Here is a 14,183-nt window from a genome sequence, read left to right as displayed (position 1 = left end):
AGAGGGAGATTGTTATTTGAGGGAATTTCATTTTTTTGGGATTCGTAGTGTTAATAACTGCTGTGGAAACTGTGGATAACCCTGTTTCGACGCGCCGTTCCGCGGTTAAGCCCTGTTCACGAGATGTGCGTTAACTGGGTTTTAAACAGGGTGTGGATGGGGACAACCATCAGGCCAGTTTTTAACGATCCACAGACGGCTTAAGGGTTTTAAGCCCATTAACCACGCTTGTCCCCTTAAGTATCCACAGGCTTATCCACATATGCCTGTTAATAAGGCACGTCGTGGCGGCCGTGCTGTGGATTCAGGAGTTCCGCTGCTGCTGTTTGATGCGGTTGGTCAGTTCGGTGACCTGGTTGTAGATCACACGTCGCTCGGCCATCAGCTCGCGGATCTTGCGGTCCGCGTGGATGACGGTGGTGTGGTCGCGCCCACCCAGCTCCTGACCGATCTTCGGCAGGGACATGTCCGTCAGCTCGCGGCAGAGGTACATGGCGATCTGCCGTGCGGTCACCAGGGTGCGGGTGCGGGACTTGCTGCAGAGCTCCTCCATGCTGAGCTTGAAGTAGTCCGCCGTCTGGTCGAGGATCTGCTTGGCGGTGATCTCCTGGGCGCCGTCGTCGGTGATGAGGTCCTTGAGGACCATCTCGGCGAGGGCAACATCCACGGGCTGGCGGTTCAGGCTGGCGAACGCCGTGACGCGGATGAGGGCGCCTTCAAGTTCGCGGATGTTGCTGGAGATCTTGGACGCGATGTACTCCAGGGCGTCGTCCGGCGCGGAGAGTCCTTCGCTGAGGCCCTTCTTGCGCAGGATCGCGATGCGGGTCTCGAGCTCCGGCGGCTGGATGTCCGTCAGCAGGCCCCACTCGAAGCGCGAGGTCATGCGGTCCTCGAAGCCGGCCAGCATCTTGGGCGGCTGGTCCGAGGTGATGACAACCTGCTTGTTGGCGTTGTGCAGGGCGTTGAAGGTGTGGAAGAACTCTTCCTGCGTCCGGTCCTTGCCTGCCAGGAACTGGATGTCGTCGATCAGCAGCACATCCACGTTGCGGTACGTGGTCTTGAAGCTGGTGCCTTCGTCGTCACGGATCGAGTTGATGAAGTCGTTGGTGAACTCTTCGGAATTGACGTAGCGGACCCGGATGCCGCTGTAGAGCCGCCGGGCGTAGTGGCCGATCGCGTGCAGCAGGTGGGTCTTGCCCAGTCCGGAGTCGCCGTAGATGAACAGAGGGTTGTACGCCTTGGCCGGTGCTTCGGCGACGGCGACGGCGGCCGCGTGGGCGAAGCGGTTGGAGGAACCGATCACGAAGGTATCGAAGATGTACTTCGGGTTCAGCCGGCCGAATTCATGCGAGGTGCTCGGCGGAGTCGGCTGCGGCTTCGGTTCCGCGGCGAGGTCAGGCACTGCGGAAAGCTCGACGACGGTTTCCGGCTCTTGGTGGAGCGGCACGAGATCGGTGTCGACGTCGATCGCGCAGCGGATGTCGTCGGAGAAGACACTGCGGAGGGCGTCGTCGAGCGCGTCCTTGACCTGGGTCTGGAGTACCTCGCGGGTGAGTTCGTTGGGGACGGCAACCAGAAGAGTTGAGCCGATCAGGCCCTGTGCCTGGGCGAGGATGACGAAACCGCGCTGCCGGGGGGTGACCCGCTCATCCTGTTCCAGCAGGCTCAGCACCCGTCGCCAGGAACTTCCGACAGTATTGGCGTGGTTTGCTTCGTCTACTGTCATGAATGGGTTCCTAAATGCTTGCTTGCCTGCGATGCTGGCAGCTGACGCGTCCACTTCAGGGCTTGGATTCCGGGACTAATCCACAGAGTTATGCACAGCGCGTGGACAACGGGCTACTGAGCCACTCTAGGGGATGGAAACGCCAGAAGATAGCTGGGAAGTTGCTTGTGGATAATTACACCATTGTGGTTCTGAATGCCGGGCTGTGAGCCACTTCATCCACAGGCGGCGGCCCATGGTTAGCCACAGTTGTGGACAGTCGGCCCGGGGGCTTCCGGTTTGACTGGGAGGGCATTTTTGCCCTAACGTTGTGAAGTCCTTTGTGTCCGCTTTTGTGACCAGTTGTATCTCCGTACGCCCAGCGTGCGGTGTGCCGCGTCAGCAGACATATACAAAACTCAGCGTCGGCCAGTTCTTCCCCTTTTGATCGGGTGGGCGCACCTTTGATCCACTGGAGTAACTAACGTGAGCAAGCGGACTTTTCAGCCGAATAACCGCCGTCGGGCAAAGAAGCATGGCTTCCGCCTTCGTATGCGCACCCGTGCCGGCCGCGCCATCCTGGCTGCCCGCCGTGGCAAGGGCCGCGTCGAACTGTCGGCGTAAATAACTGACTTGTCGAGCAGGGTCCTTATGCGGGTTCGACGGTGCTAGCCACCTCTAACCGTCTCCGGACGTCTACCGACTTTTCAACAACTGTACGTTCCGGCGTCCGCAATGGACGCCGGAACTTAGTGTTATATACGGCACCTATCGGTGCCGCGGAGCCGAGTCGAATCGGCTTCATTGTCTCCAAAGCCGTCGGGAACGCTGTGACCAGGAACCTCGTTAAGAGGAGACTGAGAGAAGCAGGTGCAATGTCGTTGCACGAGCATGGAACCGGCCTTGCGGTCGTGGTCCGGGCCCTGCCTGCCGCTGCAACTGCAAGTTGGGAGCAGCTGCTCTCTGACTACAACGCCGCACTGGCAGTGACGACGAAGCGTCTGCACGGATCCGTTCCGCGCAACACTGCGCCGGACAACCACGGCACCACTACGGAAGGGACACCGCGTGCATGACGTAAGCACCGCCGTCGTCCCCTCTGTTGGCATGCCCAAAATCATTGGCGGCTTCCTTTGGGACCTGCCGCGCAACATCCTCATTCTTCTGCTGAAGACGTACCGCAAGGTCGTTTCGCCCCTGTACGGCCAGGTCTGCCGTTTCTTTCCCTCCTGCTCGGCCTATGCCCTTGAAGCAGTGACGGTGCACGGCGCCGTGAAGGGAAGCTGGCTTGCAGCCACGAGGCTCGCCAAATGCCACCCGTGGAACTCTGGCGGCGTGGACCACGTCCCCGCCGGACACCGCCGCTGGCCCGAGGGCAAGACCCCCACAATTGTTGTACTGAACAATCCGGACCTGTTCCTGGCTGCTCAGACTGATGAAGAAGGCCGCTCAGCGGCCTGACGAAATAGGGATATCGTATGGACTTCTTTGAAACAATCATGTTTCCGTTCAAGTGGCTGGTGTCAATCATCATGGTTGGCTTCCATGAGGGCTTGAGCTTCATCGGTCTGCCGGAGGCTTCCGGTTGGACGTGGACCCTGTCCATCATCGGACTGGTGCTGGTGATCCGGGCCGCCCTGATCCCGGTGTTCGTCAAGCAGATCAAGGCGCAGCGTGGCATGCAGCTCCTGCAGCCGGACCTGAAGAAGCTGCAGGACAAGTACAAGGGCAAGACCGACCAGCTCTCCCGCCAGGCCATGGCGCAGGAACAGATGGCCATGTACAAGAAGCACGGAACCAACCCGTTCTCTGCCTGCTTGCCGATGCTGATCCAGATGCCGTTCTTCTTCGCGCTCTTCCAGGTGCTGTCCGGCATCACAGCCGCCCGCAACCAGGGCAAGACCATGGGCGCCATGAGCCACGAGCAAGTGGTCCAGTTCGATGATTCGAGTATTTTTGGTGCCCCCCTGTCGGCAACCCTGCTCCATGGCACGCCTCCGGGCGGCAACGTGGTGGCCGTGTGGACGCTTTCGATCGTGATGATCCTGGCCATGACGGCGTCGCAGTTCATTACCCAGAAGCAGATCATGGCCAAGAACATGTCCGAAGAGGCCATGGCCAGCCCGTTCATGCGCCAGCAGAAGATGATGCTATACATCCTGCCGCTTGTGTTCGGTATCGGTGGCATCAACTTCCCCATCGGTGTCCTTATCTACTGGACCACCACCAACCTGTGGACCATGGGACAGCAGTTCTTCGTCATCCGGCGCATGCCGACTCCCGGCTCACCCGCCGCCAAGGCACTGGCCGAGCGCCGTGCCGCCAAGGGCCTGCCGGCCATTCCACTTCTGGGCGCCAAGAAGGCCGACGATGAGGCCGCCACGGCCGTCGTGGCCGAAACCAAGGTTCAGCGCACCCAGCCCCAACGCAAAAACAGGAAGAAGAAGTAATGTCTGCTGAGAGCACCGAAGAAGTATCGGCCGAGGTCATCGAAGACCACGAAGGCACCGAGGAAGAGACCACCGGAACCTCCAAGGGCGCCAGCCGCCTGGAAGAGGAAGGCGACATCGCCGCGGACTACCTCGAGGAACTGCTGGACATTGCCGACATCGATGGCGACATCGACATCGAGGTCCGCAACGGCCGCACCTACATCTCGATCGGCGCCGACGAAGAGTCCGCTGCCCTGGACCGCCTGGTAGGACGCGACGGCGAAGTTTTGGAAGCCCTCCAGGAACTGGCCCGCCTGTCCGTTCTCTCGGCCACCGAGAACCGCTCACGCCTGGTGCTGGACATCAACGGCTACCGCAAGGAACGCGCAGGCGTGCTGCAGCAGATAGCCGAGGACGCCGTCGCGAAGGTCAAGGAAAGCGGCGCCGCCGTTGCCCTCGAACCGATGAGCGCCTACGAGCGCAAGATCGTTCACGACGCCGTCGCCGACCTCGGATTTATCTCCGAGTCCGAAGGCGAAGGCGCCGGCCGCCACATCGTGGTTTCGGCCGACTAACGGATCATGGTTGAAATCACCGCAGCCGAGCTGCAGGCAGCAGAAAAGATCTTTGGCGACCGGCTGGGCCTGGCCCAACGGTATGTAGAACACCTGGCCACGTCCGGAACCGAGCGCGGGCTCATCGGTCCCCGCGAGGTTCCGCGGCTGTGGAGCCGGCACGTGCTCAACTGCGCCGTCATCGAATCGGCGATCGCCGAGGGCAGCCGCGTGGCCGACGTCGGTTCCGGTGCCGGCCTTCCGGGCCTGTGCCTGGCGATTGCCCGCCCGGACCTGGAACTGACGCTCATCGAGCCGCTCGAGCGCCGGGTCATCTGGCTTCAGGAAGTCGTGGACGACCTTGGGCTGGACAACGTCACGGTTATGCGCACGCGCGCAGAGCTGGCTGTCGGCATGGTCGAGGCCGATGTTGTCACGGCCCGTGCCGTGTCGGCCCTGAGCAACCTGGCCGGCCTGACGATTCCGCTGCTCGGCGGCAAGGGCGAAGTGGTGGCCATCAAGGGCCGCAGCGCAGCCGAGGAAATCGAGAAGGCGGCCAAGGCCATCCGCAAACTGGGCGGGGTGGAAACCTCCGTTGTGGTTTGCGGACAGGAGCTTTTGGAGGAACCCACCACCGTGGTGAGGATCATCGTCAACAAGCCCGGAAAGCGTGCCTAGATCCAACTCGGTTTCCCGCGTGTCCGCGGGCAAGCGGTTAGGCTAGTGCACGGCAGCAAAAGCCGAATGAGAGTGAGAGTGTGACCAGTGGGCAGTAGTGAAACCTCCACGCAGCGGATCCCGCCGTTTATGTCTTTGGGGTCCGCGCGGGCAATGGCGGTGCCCTCGGCGTCCCTGCAGTCTGCCATCCTGCGCCCGAATTTCGTTGCAAGCTCGGCCGTTTCACGTGAAACCTTGATTCCCGACGACATCATGGACTCGATCGACGACTCCAGCCCCATCGCACGGCAGCTCGCCAACGAGACCCGCCGCCGCGAACGGCTTGTGGGCCGGGAACTGCCGAAGCCGGAGCGGACGCGCATCTTCACGGTCTCGAACCAGAAGGGCGGTGTCGGCAAGACCACCACCACGGTGAACATCGCCGCAGCGCTGGCGTCTGCCGGCCTCAACGTGCTGGTCATCGACATTGACCCCCAGGGCAACGCCTCCACGGCCCTGGGCATTGAGCACCACGCCGACGTCGACAGCATCTACGACGTCCTCATCAACGACCTTCCGCTGAAGGACGTTGTGGCGCCGTGCCCGGACATCCCCAACCTGATCTGCGCGCCTGCCACGATCCACCTGGCCGGTGCCGAGATAGAGCTGGTCTCGCTGGTCGCCCGCGAGCAGCGCCTCCGCCGTGCCATTGACGTTTACGCCAAGGAGCGCGAAAGGGCCGGCGAAGGGCGACTGGACTTCATCTTCATCGACTGCCCTCCCAGTCTTGGCCTGCTGACGGTCAACGCCTTCTGCGCAGCCAGCGAAGTGCTGATCCCCATCCAGTGCGAGTACTACGCACTCGAAGGCCTCAGCCAGTTGCTGAAGAACATCGAGATGATCCAGAAGCACCTGAACTCCGAGCTGGTGGTCTCCACGATCCTTCTGACCATGTACGACGGCCGCACCAACCTGGCGGCCCAGGTGGCCTCGGAAGTGCGCCTGCACTTCCCCGAGCAGGTTCTGGGCGCTGTTGTACCCCGCTCCGTGCGGATCTCCGAGGCACCCAGCTACCAGCAGACAGTCATGACCTACGACCCGACTTCCAGTGGGGCCCTGTCCTACATGGAAGCCGCGGCAGAAATCGCTGAACGCTAGAATCTTTGAAAAACTGCAACAGCCTTGGCCGGACCGTGCCCGGCTATTCCATCGGAGGGATGTATTAATGAGCGAAAAGCGACGAGGCCTGGGCAGAGGTCTTGGGGCTCTCATTCCGAGTTCCCCCGCGGCCGGGGCAGCCAGTGCCAACGCAGTATCCAGCCGTCCAGTGGATTTGTTCTTCCCGGAAGCCCGGAAGGCCCCGGCGGTTTCAGCTGCCGACGCCGTTAAGCTTGACTCAGCAGCGGTGGTGAAGCAGGCCGGTGTGAAATCGGGCAACGGCAAGACTCCCGCGACGGCGGCCCCGGCAAAGAGCGCGGCAAGGAAGAGCGCTGCGGTGAAGGCACCTGCTACGAAGGTTGGGGCTGTGAAGACTCCAGGTCAGGCTGGTGCTGTGGTGCCCGACACCGTTTCGGCACCGCAGGTGGAGCTGGTGGAAGTTCCGGGCGCCAGGTTCGCCGAAATCTCTGTCACTGATATTCACCCGAACCGCAAGCAGCCCCGTAGTATCTTCGATGAAGACGACATGGCTGAGCTTGTGCACTCGGTCAAGGAAATCGGCGTCCTCCAGCCAATTGTGGTGCGTACTTCAACCGAAAAGGGTGGAGAGCCATATGAGTTGGTTATGGGTGAACGTCGGTGGCGTGCAGTACAGGCGGCCGGGTTCGACACCATCCCGGCGATTGTCCGTGACACCACGGATGACGACCTCCTGCGCGACGCCCTCCTTGAGAACCTTCACCGTAGCCAGCTGAACCCCTTGGAAGAAGCTGCGGCTTACCAGCAGCTTCTGGAGGACTTTGGCACCACGCACGAGCAGCTGGCCGACCGGATCGGCCGCTCCCGTCCCCAGGTCACCAACACGCTCCGTCTCCTGAAGCTTCCCCCGCTGGTTCAGCGCCGTGTTGCCGCGAACGTCTTGTCCGCCGGCCACGCCCGTGCCCTGCTGGCGTTGCCCGATGCTGCGGCCATGGAGCGACTCGCCCAGAAGATCGTTGCCGAAGGCATGTCCGTCAGGGCCACCGAGGAAGCCGTCACTCTCTACCAGGATCCTGTGGCTCCGGCCAAGAACAGCATCCCGCGTCCCAATGCGCGTCACGAGCGATTGGACTACCTGGCATCGTCGCTGTCGGACCGTTTGGACACCAACGTGAAGATCACGCTCGGTGCCCGGAAGGGCCGAGTCAGCATCGAATTTGCCAGCGTTGAGGACCTTAACCGGATCATGGATGTCCTGAGTCCCGGGGCTGAAAGCTAGTAGTCGATTTTCCACTGGATGGGGTTTGCTTCGTTGAAGCAGACCCCATCCTTTTTGCTTGGACGCTTTCTGTTGGGCGGGACTGGGTGCTTCTTTCGTGCTGGTTCTGCCGGTGCAGGTAGCCTAGGCGGCTCGGGCTGCTCACTTGCCGGCACTGCAGCCTCCCCGGTGGATGTTTCACGTGAAACGGTGTCCTCCCCGGAGTGGGGTAATCGCTTGGCAGGTGGGGTGATCGCTTGTACTCGTAACAGGGGCGCTTTGCCGGGGTTGGGATCAGGAGCCTGCTTCTGAAGCTTCTGCACATTCCTGACTGCACTTCGCTGCTGGCAACATTGTCGTCTGTAGCTCGGGCATCCCGTCTGCGAGTGCTGCCAGATTGCCGAGTCTTGCTGCACGAATATCGCGACCCGGACCTGTTCAATGTCTAATCAGGGGCTCAGGGGCTTCTGGCCTCCGCAACTACCACGGCTCCTGGCTACTGGTGATGCACACAAAGGCCGGAATCTGGTGCCGTCGCAAGGGTTGCAGTGTTTCACGTGAAACCAAGATCCCGCTGGCGCGCTCCCGGTTTCTGGATTCGGCCGGGTTCGCCAAGGTCCTGAAGTAGCCAAGCATCCTTGCGAGTCCTCTCCCAAACTTCTGCGCTCCGCGGCAGTCCTCCGGACGATCACGGATGCTCTGCGCCCGCACGAATCCGCACACGGTTTCCACTCACAGTTGAGATGTCCTGGCCTCATGACCAAGCTGTCAGGTGGACTAGAGGTCTATGTTCGTCAGCGCTGGATTTGATTTCCAGTCTGCACAGCTTAGGCAAGGTCCATGACGTCCAGGGTTGAAACCACCCTGGACGCAACTCCTTACTGGAGTCCCCGCATAGCAGTGGGAATCCACCGCGAGCCGACGTAAAGGCTGAGCAATTCAGCATTGCACCAGCCTTTTGGGCCCCAGATTGACGCTTGCGTGCGTGAATGGCCTGAATTCGGCGTTATAAGACGAGCGCCCTGCTCTCGGGGCAGATCAGCGAAATCCGTCTGGGGATCCTGCGTCGAGTCGCCCTGAGATCACGTTTCACGTGAAACACGCCGTCAGCTTAGGCTGGTTGTGTCCCCAAAATGGTTTATGAGTGTTCGGTTAAGCTGGGGCATGTCGAATCCAGCTCCTGCTTTAGGTGGTTTCCGATGGTCAGCGCGCCGCGTTGGAGGTGCTGTCGAATCGCAGACAACGTCCCACCGTGAGCTGCAGCGGGCGCAGGTTCTGTTGATGGCAGTGGAGGGCTGGCAATGAGTCGATCGCGAAGGTCGCCGGGACGAGTCCGGGCCGCAAGCCCTCGATTCCGCAGTCAAAGATCGATAGATCGTTGACTTGACGCGGAACTCGAAACCCGAGGGGCATACGAACTAGTCGGTGCGGACGATGGCCGCCAGGACAGGGGTGTCTGCGACGCAGGTGCAGCGGATCTGGGCGGCCCGCGGGCTGAAGCCGCACCGGGTCGAGGCGTTCAAGCTGTCCACCGACCCGCGTTCGAGGAGAAACTCATAGATGTAGTGGGACTGTATCTGAACCCGCCGGAGCAGGCGATCTCCAGGCCGTCAAGCAAAACTGAGACACACCACTAGATGGGTCAGCGTTCCACGGTGTCGGCACTTGCGGGGTACGTGCACCGGCATGGGGGCGGCGGAGACGCACATACAAGCCGGACGTAGTTGGAGGGCCGCCAACGGGGAAGGCCTAACGCTGCTCACACCATTGGGGGGAAATTCCAGAGGAGTACTTGGAAGTGGCATCGCAATCTTACCGAGCACGAATCCCCCGCCCCACTGGCAGGTACTCGGTAGTCCGGTTTCACGTGAAACATGCAATGACCGATGTCCCACGCCTTCCTTGTCCATATCCAGTCCCGCTCTACGTCGGCGCCTCCCGGCTTAAGGCGCGAAACTGCCTGGATACCGCGTGGCCCTCCGCGCTGCCGATGCCTGATGATCGAGTCTGCTCACTGTGGCCAGCGGGGAAGTGCGTCGTGGCGTGTCTACCTTCCTGGCGAGATTCTCGTGGATCGCCGGAGAAAGTCTGGAAATCCAGAGCCAGGCGATTGCGTCGTTCACAGTAGATTCAGGGACAATGTTCCGCCTCTTGGCCGCAGCGGTTCGCTGCACCCAAAGCGCAGGCGTCAGGGAGGCTGGAGGGCTGAGGGCCCGCCTGGATTCGCTCGTTCCTGGGGAAGGCCACCCGCGACAGCGCCGTGGCGACGGTGTCGGTACAAATTTCCGAAGCTCTGGGGTAGCGCATTGGTGGTGTTGGAGTTAGGGAAAGGCGCGATGAGGGGATGCCCGTCAGTCCCCCACTGAACGGCAGCTAACGGAACCATACCATCCTTCCTGTCGGCCGCGCCGAGGAAGGCAGCTAATCGGGAAGTGAGCAGTGCGATCCAAGAGATGTGATCCACGAGACCAGATTCCATGACCAGCGGATCGGTACCTCCGAGCGGCCGAGTGGTGACCTGGATTGGAATATCTCGCACAATGAGGCTCCCAGATCCTTCTCCCTACCCTCACACTGGGAGGCCGTCCGTGACGTCCATCCTGCCCGAAGCACTGTGGCCGGACTGGGCGCCTTCGGCGATGTGGGGGGCGTGGGGCACTGGCACCGGCACCGGTTGCGGTGGAGCTGGCGCGGGCTGCTCCTTGAGCCAGCATCGCAGTTATGCCCTTGTTGCCTGCTCTCCCCATGGTCGGACTGATGGAATCCCTCTTCGAGGTCGTTGGCTGCCTAGCCGCATTCACCGGTTTGTGCTGCGATTCACGACCCCGGGTTAGGCAGAATCAGTAGGCCGTCCGGTCGCGTTTCACGTGAAACAGTGGGCATCCAATCGCGGCGTAGAACGGGCCCCACTACGCTCCCTCGCCCCGGCAAGTCTTGTGAGCAACTCGGTCCGTAACGGTGGATATTTCTGTGGATAACTTTGGGGAAAACTTTGTGGAGAAGTGGACTAGCCTACATCCTTGTGTCGTGTCAGATATGCCGCCGCCCTGCTGCAGCTTCGTTGCATGCCTGCGTGTTTCACGTGAAACAGAGCAAGGCGCTTCGTCCACCCGGTGATATCGGTGTCATATGACGCCCGAAGCCTAGGCATTTCAAGGGATTCCTACGTGTGCTCAAATCAGCCGCGGCTACACCGCCGCATGCCATCCGTCAACGCCGCGTGGTGTGTACGTGAAGCGAGGGCCGCAAGAGACGCCTTCTACTGAGATTGGCCTCGGTGGATAGCTCTGTGGATAACGTTGTGCATATCCCGAACCAGACCTGTGCATTAGTCAAGCCGATTCGAGGCGTCACAGTTGGCAAGCCCCGGCGCCGAGCTTCCTGTATTCCTGAGAGTCCAGTGGGCTGGTTCCCTGGGGAAGCCGACGACGCGCCCTGACTCCGTGCCAGGATGGGCTTCCCCTGCTTCGCCGTTGGTGCTGAGTGCTTGAGCTCTTTCTGGAGAAGTCTGCGCGCGTGCCAGCTGCGGACTGTCACTTGGTTGGTGCACCATCAGCGGGCTCACGAGCGAGCCAACTCGCATTGGGGTGGCGGTGATTGGATCGGCGGTGGATGGGCATGGCTGAGGGAACACGCCCAGTCATGGCCAATTGAGATGTCCGCCCTGGACGTTAGGCAGGCAATGGCAAACCTGGGGTCAGGGGCACGATGCGGGATGTGCTGCCGTGTTGGCTGGGCGCCAACACATCCAATGCTGTCGCAACAGGCCCATGCGAGCGTCCGCAGTGCCGCCAAGTCTGGGTGCATTGATGGAGTAGCGTTTGATTGCACGCCCTTAGACGTCGGCGCGAGTCCCCCCAGCTTTTGCATGTTTGCCTGGGTTGGAGGGGCGTGCATGACAAAGTGTCGACGCCAACCGAAAATAGGGCCGTTTTTGCCAAGTGAAAACGGGGCCACTGTGTGTTGTTCTAGTGTGCCAGATTCTGTGGCTTGATCCGGCCCTGGAGCCGGTAGCTGTTGCCGGTGAGGTTGATGACCTCCCCGATCCGCCCGATCGCCGACGGGTCCACGGAATAGTCGTTGGAGAACACCTGCACGTAATAATCCCGGGGCAGACGCAGGTCCTTGCGTAAGACCGCTTCCGGGGCGACGGGCCCAGCGGGCGCATCGCGGCCCGAACCGCTGTGATCAGGTCCGCTGGGGTGCCGTGGCGGGAGCGTGTGTAGCGGGCGTTGGCCTTGGGCAGCCAGGCGTCGAGCTGGTCGTTGAAGTCATGCGGGTCCAGGAAGTCCCGTCCGGCATGAACCCGCGGCGGAAGAACCCGTTCATCCGTTCCACCATGCCCTTGGACTCCGGGTCCCGCGGCGGCAGCAAGCGGATCTCGGTGCCCAGCACCCCGGCGAACGCGCTGGCAGCCTCTGTGAGTTTGCCGCGCCCGATGCCCGGTCCGTTGTCCCACAGGAGCCCTGGCAGGACCGCGGCAGCGTCCTGGAGCAGATCCCACATCCCGCCGAGGAGATCCTCGGTGGTGCGGATCGGGATCATCCGGGCCTGCACGAAACCGGAGTACGTGGACGTCATCACCGGCGGTTTGCCCTCCTGCCCGGGGCCCAGAGGCAGCGGCTGGTGCGGGAACCACAGATCACACTGGACGGACTTCCCCAGCTGCTTGGCTAACTCCCGCTTGGAAATCTGGCTCATCGCATTTGAGGGTGTAGCCGGGGTCTGAATCCGCCGGTTTCCAGGAATGATCTGGCGATGTAGTTGGTGAGGTTGCGGAAGCCGAGCGCGCTGCCGCGGAGGTGTTCGAGGCGTCCGTTGATCGCCTCCGTGGGAACGTTCGAGGTGCGTGGATGGTCGAAGAAGGCGAGCACGTCCCCGGCTCGGCGCTTGAGGGTACGTCCGTGGGTGATGAGCTCGGTCAGCGCGGGAACACCGGCGCTGGCTGCGTTGATTACTGACTGCATGAGCTGCTTGCCGCGGGTGCTGTCGGGGTCGCGGTAGGCGGCGATGACCCGCTGGTGGATGCCCCAGGTCGCTTCGACTTCGGCGTGGTCGTCGGCGTTGAAGAGCGCGGTGAGTCGTTCGCGTTGCCTGTCGGTGAGGAGATCGTGCCCGGTATGAAGGGTCCGGCGGGCGGCGTAGAGCGGGTCCCCGGACCGGCCGCGGTGACCGAGGGTTTCCAGCTGCACGCGCTGACGGCATCGGTCCAGGGCATCGCCGGCCAGACGCACGACATGGAACGGATCCATGACCTCGACCGCGTCAGGGAGCTCTTCGGCGGCTGCGGTCTTGAACCCTGTGAACCCGTCCATCGCGACGACCTCGATCCCGTCCCGCCATGCCGTGGGCCGCCCAGAGAGCCAGGCTTTGAATGCGTGCTTCGAGCGGCCTTCGACCATGTCCGGCAGCCGGGACGGCCCCGTCTTATCGCGGACGGGAGTGAGGTCGATGATCACAGTGACGTACTTGTCCCCGCGGCGGGTGTGTCGCCAGACATGCTCGTCGACCCCGATGACCTTCACCCCGTTGAAGCGGTCGGGAGCGTCGATCAGCACCCGCTTGCCCTCGTCCAGGACAGCGGTGTTGGCCGTGTTCCATGAGACCCCCAGTCCTTCCGCGGCCCGGGCGACAGTTGGGGGACAAGCAGACGATGCCTTCTAACGCCCAGCGCAGACCACGGCGGGAAATCCTCGCCCGTGGTTCGGCGGCTTGAGTGGTGTCCTGACGCCACACATGAGCGCATCCGGCGCACCGGTAACGACGGATACGCACCAGCAGCGTGGTGGGGCGCCAGCCAAGCGGCTCGTGCGCCAGGCGCCGGGTAATCGTGTCCCGCGGGATCCCCCGGGAGCCGCACCGATGGCACCAATCATCAGGCTCCACGACACGACAGGCCAACACCGCCCGGTCGGAATCAATCACCTGTCCCAGGACATCGAGACCGAGCTCATCGAGACGGCAGAACGTGGTCAGGTCAGGGCTCGGGAAGGTAGCGTTGGGCATGTCGAGGTCTTTCGGACGGCCGGTGTAGGAACCTCCATCATCGAAAGACCTCGACCCTCAACGGCGACCGACGCGCCCTCCCCAACTACACCCTCAAATGCGATGAGCCGGAAATCTTCTCGTTCGCGTAGCGGTGGCGGATAGTCACCCAATCATCCAAATCAATCACCTTCAATGGTGTCAGGTGGCCCTGTTTTCAGTTGGCGATTCTGGCCCTATTTTCGGTTGGCGTTGACACAAGGCAGGGAGAGCAGGGCAGAGCGATCATCGGCTGGTCTGCAGGCTCATCGGCTACGTGAGTTGTTGCTCCTGATTGAGGAACCCCGAATCGCATGAAGAGCTGAGAGCTCACGCGAGATGACTGCACTGTACTGGGGCATGAGCCGGGAGGGTTGTAAGCGGCAACTTTAAACTGACCGGAGTCGGCAAATTTG

The 14,183-nt window shown here is 61.9% G+C and carries 11 protein-coding genes and 2 pseudogenes; 9 read left to right on the top strand and 4 right to left on the bottom strand.

From position 1 onward, the window contains the following. Positions 1-304 precede the first annotated feature (304 nt). Entirely contained in the window at positions 305-1,726 is a 1,422-nt protein-coding gene (gene dnaA, locus J1902_RS08220) for a chromosomal replication initiator protein DnaA (RefSeq protein WP_207615760.1), read from the bottom strand. A gap of 465 nt (positions 1,727-2,191) precedes the next feature. On the opposite strand from dnaA, the gene rpmH reads away from it, so the two are divergent. The 9 genes and pseudogenes from rpmH to J1902_RS19895 all read left to right on the top strand — a co-directional run. Then, a complete protein-coding gene (gene rpmH, locus J1902_RS08215) occupies positions 2,192-2,329 on the top strand; it encodes a 50S ribosomal protein L34 (RefSeq protein WP_011776797.1) in 138 nt (45 codons plus the stop codon). A 41-nt stretch (positions 2,330-2,370) separates the two neighbouring features. Next, complete coding sequence (rnpA, locus tag J1902_RS08210) at positions 2,371-2,781, top strand: ribonuclease P protein component (RefSeq protein ID WP_207615759.1); 411 nt, start codon at positions 2,371-2,373, stop codon at positions 2,779-2,781. 31 nt (positions 2,782-2,812) lie between these two features. Then, on the top strand, positions 2,813-3,166 hold the full coding sequence (gene yidD / locus J1902_RS08205) for a membrane protein insertion efficiency factor YidD (RefSeq protein WP_207615834.1): 354 nt from the start codon (positions 2,813-2,815) through the stop codon (positions 3,164-3,166). A 17-nt stretch (positions 3,167-3,183) separates the two neighbouring features. Beyond that, positions 3,184-4,155 (top strand): membrane protein insertase YidC, encoded by a 972-nt coding sequence (yidC, locus tag J1902_RS08200; protein ID WP_207615758.1) that lies wholly within the window; start codon positions 3,184-3,186, stop codon positions 4,153-4,155. After that, positions 4,155-4,712: a Jag family protein gene (locus tag J1902_RS08195; protein WP_207615757.1), complete on the top strand. Its 558-nt coding sequence runs from the start codon at positions 4,155-4,157 to the stop codon at positions 4,710-4,712. The genes yidC and J1902_RS08195 overlap by 1 nt, the downstream gene beginning before the upstream one ends. 6 nt (positions 4,713-4,718) lie before the next feature. Next, positions 4,719-5,369, top strand: coding sequence for a 16S rRNA (guanine(527)-N(7))-methyltransferase RsmG (rsmG, locus tag J1902_RS08190; protein ID WP_207615756.1), 651 nt, complete (start codon positions 4,719-4,721; stop codon positions 5,367-5,369). Positions 5,370-5,456: 87 nt separating this feature from the next. Further along, entirely contained in the window at positions 5,457-6,506 is a 1,050-nt protein-coding gene (locus J1902_RS08185; RefSeq protein ID WP_307794396.1) for a ParA family protein, read from the top strand. 67 nt (positions 6,507-6,573) lie between these two features. Continuing rightward, the gene (locus J1902_RS08180) at positions 6,574-7,764 is read left to right on the top strand and encodes a ParB/RepB/Spo0J family partition protein (RefSeq protein WP_207615755.1); all 1,191 of its coding nucleotides are present in this window, start codon (positions 6,574-6,576) and stop codon (positions 7,762-7,764) included. A gap of 1,143 nt (positions 7,765-8,907) precedes the next feature. Then, positions 8,908-9,344: pseudogene (locus J1902_RS19895) on the top strand (transposase); the annotation flags it as partial. 2,367 nt (positions 9,345-11,711) lie between these two features. Here the strand turns inward: J1902_RS19895 and J1902_RS19670 are convergent. From J1902_RS19670 to J1902_RS08165, 3 genes and pseudogenes are all read right to left on the bottom strand, one after another. Beyond that, a complete protein-coding gene (locus tag J1902_RS19670; protein ID WP_372434429.1) occupies positions 11,712-11,858 on the bottom strand; it encodes a Mu transposase domain-containing protein in 147 nt (48 codons plus the stop codon). Positions 11,859-11,931: 73 nt separating this feature from the next. After that, entirely contained in the window at positions 11,932-12,444 is a 513-nt protein-coding gene (locus tag J1902_RS08170) for a hypothetical protein (RefSeq protein ID WP_207615754.1), read from the bottom strand. Continuing rightward, positions 12,441-13,749: pseudogene (locus J1902_RS08165) on the bottom strand (ISL3 family transposase). Before J1902_RS08165 ends, J1902_RS08170 begins: the two are co-directional and overlap by 4 nt. Between the last annotated feature and the right edge of the window lie 434 nt (positions 13,750-14,183).

The sequence above is a fragment of the Arthrobacter cavernae genome (genome assembly GCF_017368795.1).
GTDB classification, from domain to species: Bacteria; Actinomycetota; Actinomycetes; order Actinomycetales; family Micrococcaceae; genus Arthrobacter; species Arthrobacter cavernae.
This window is presented reverse-complemented; position numbering and strand designations above follow the sequence as displayed.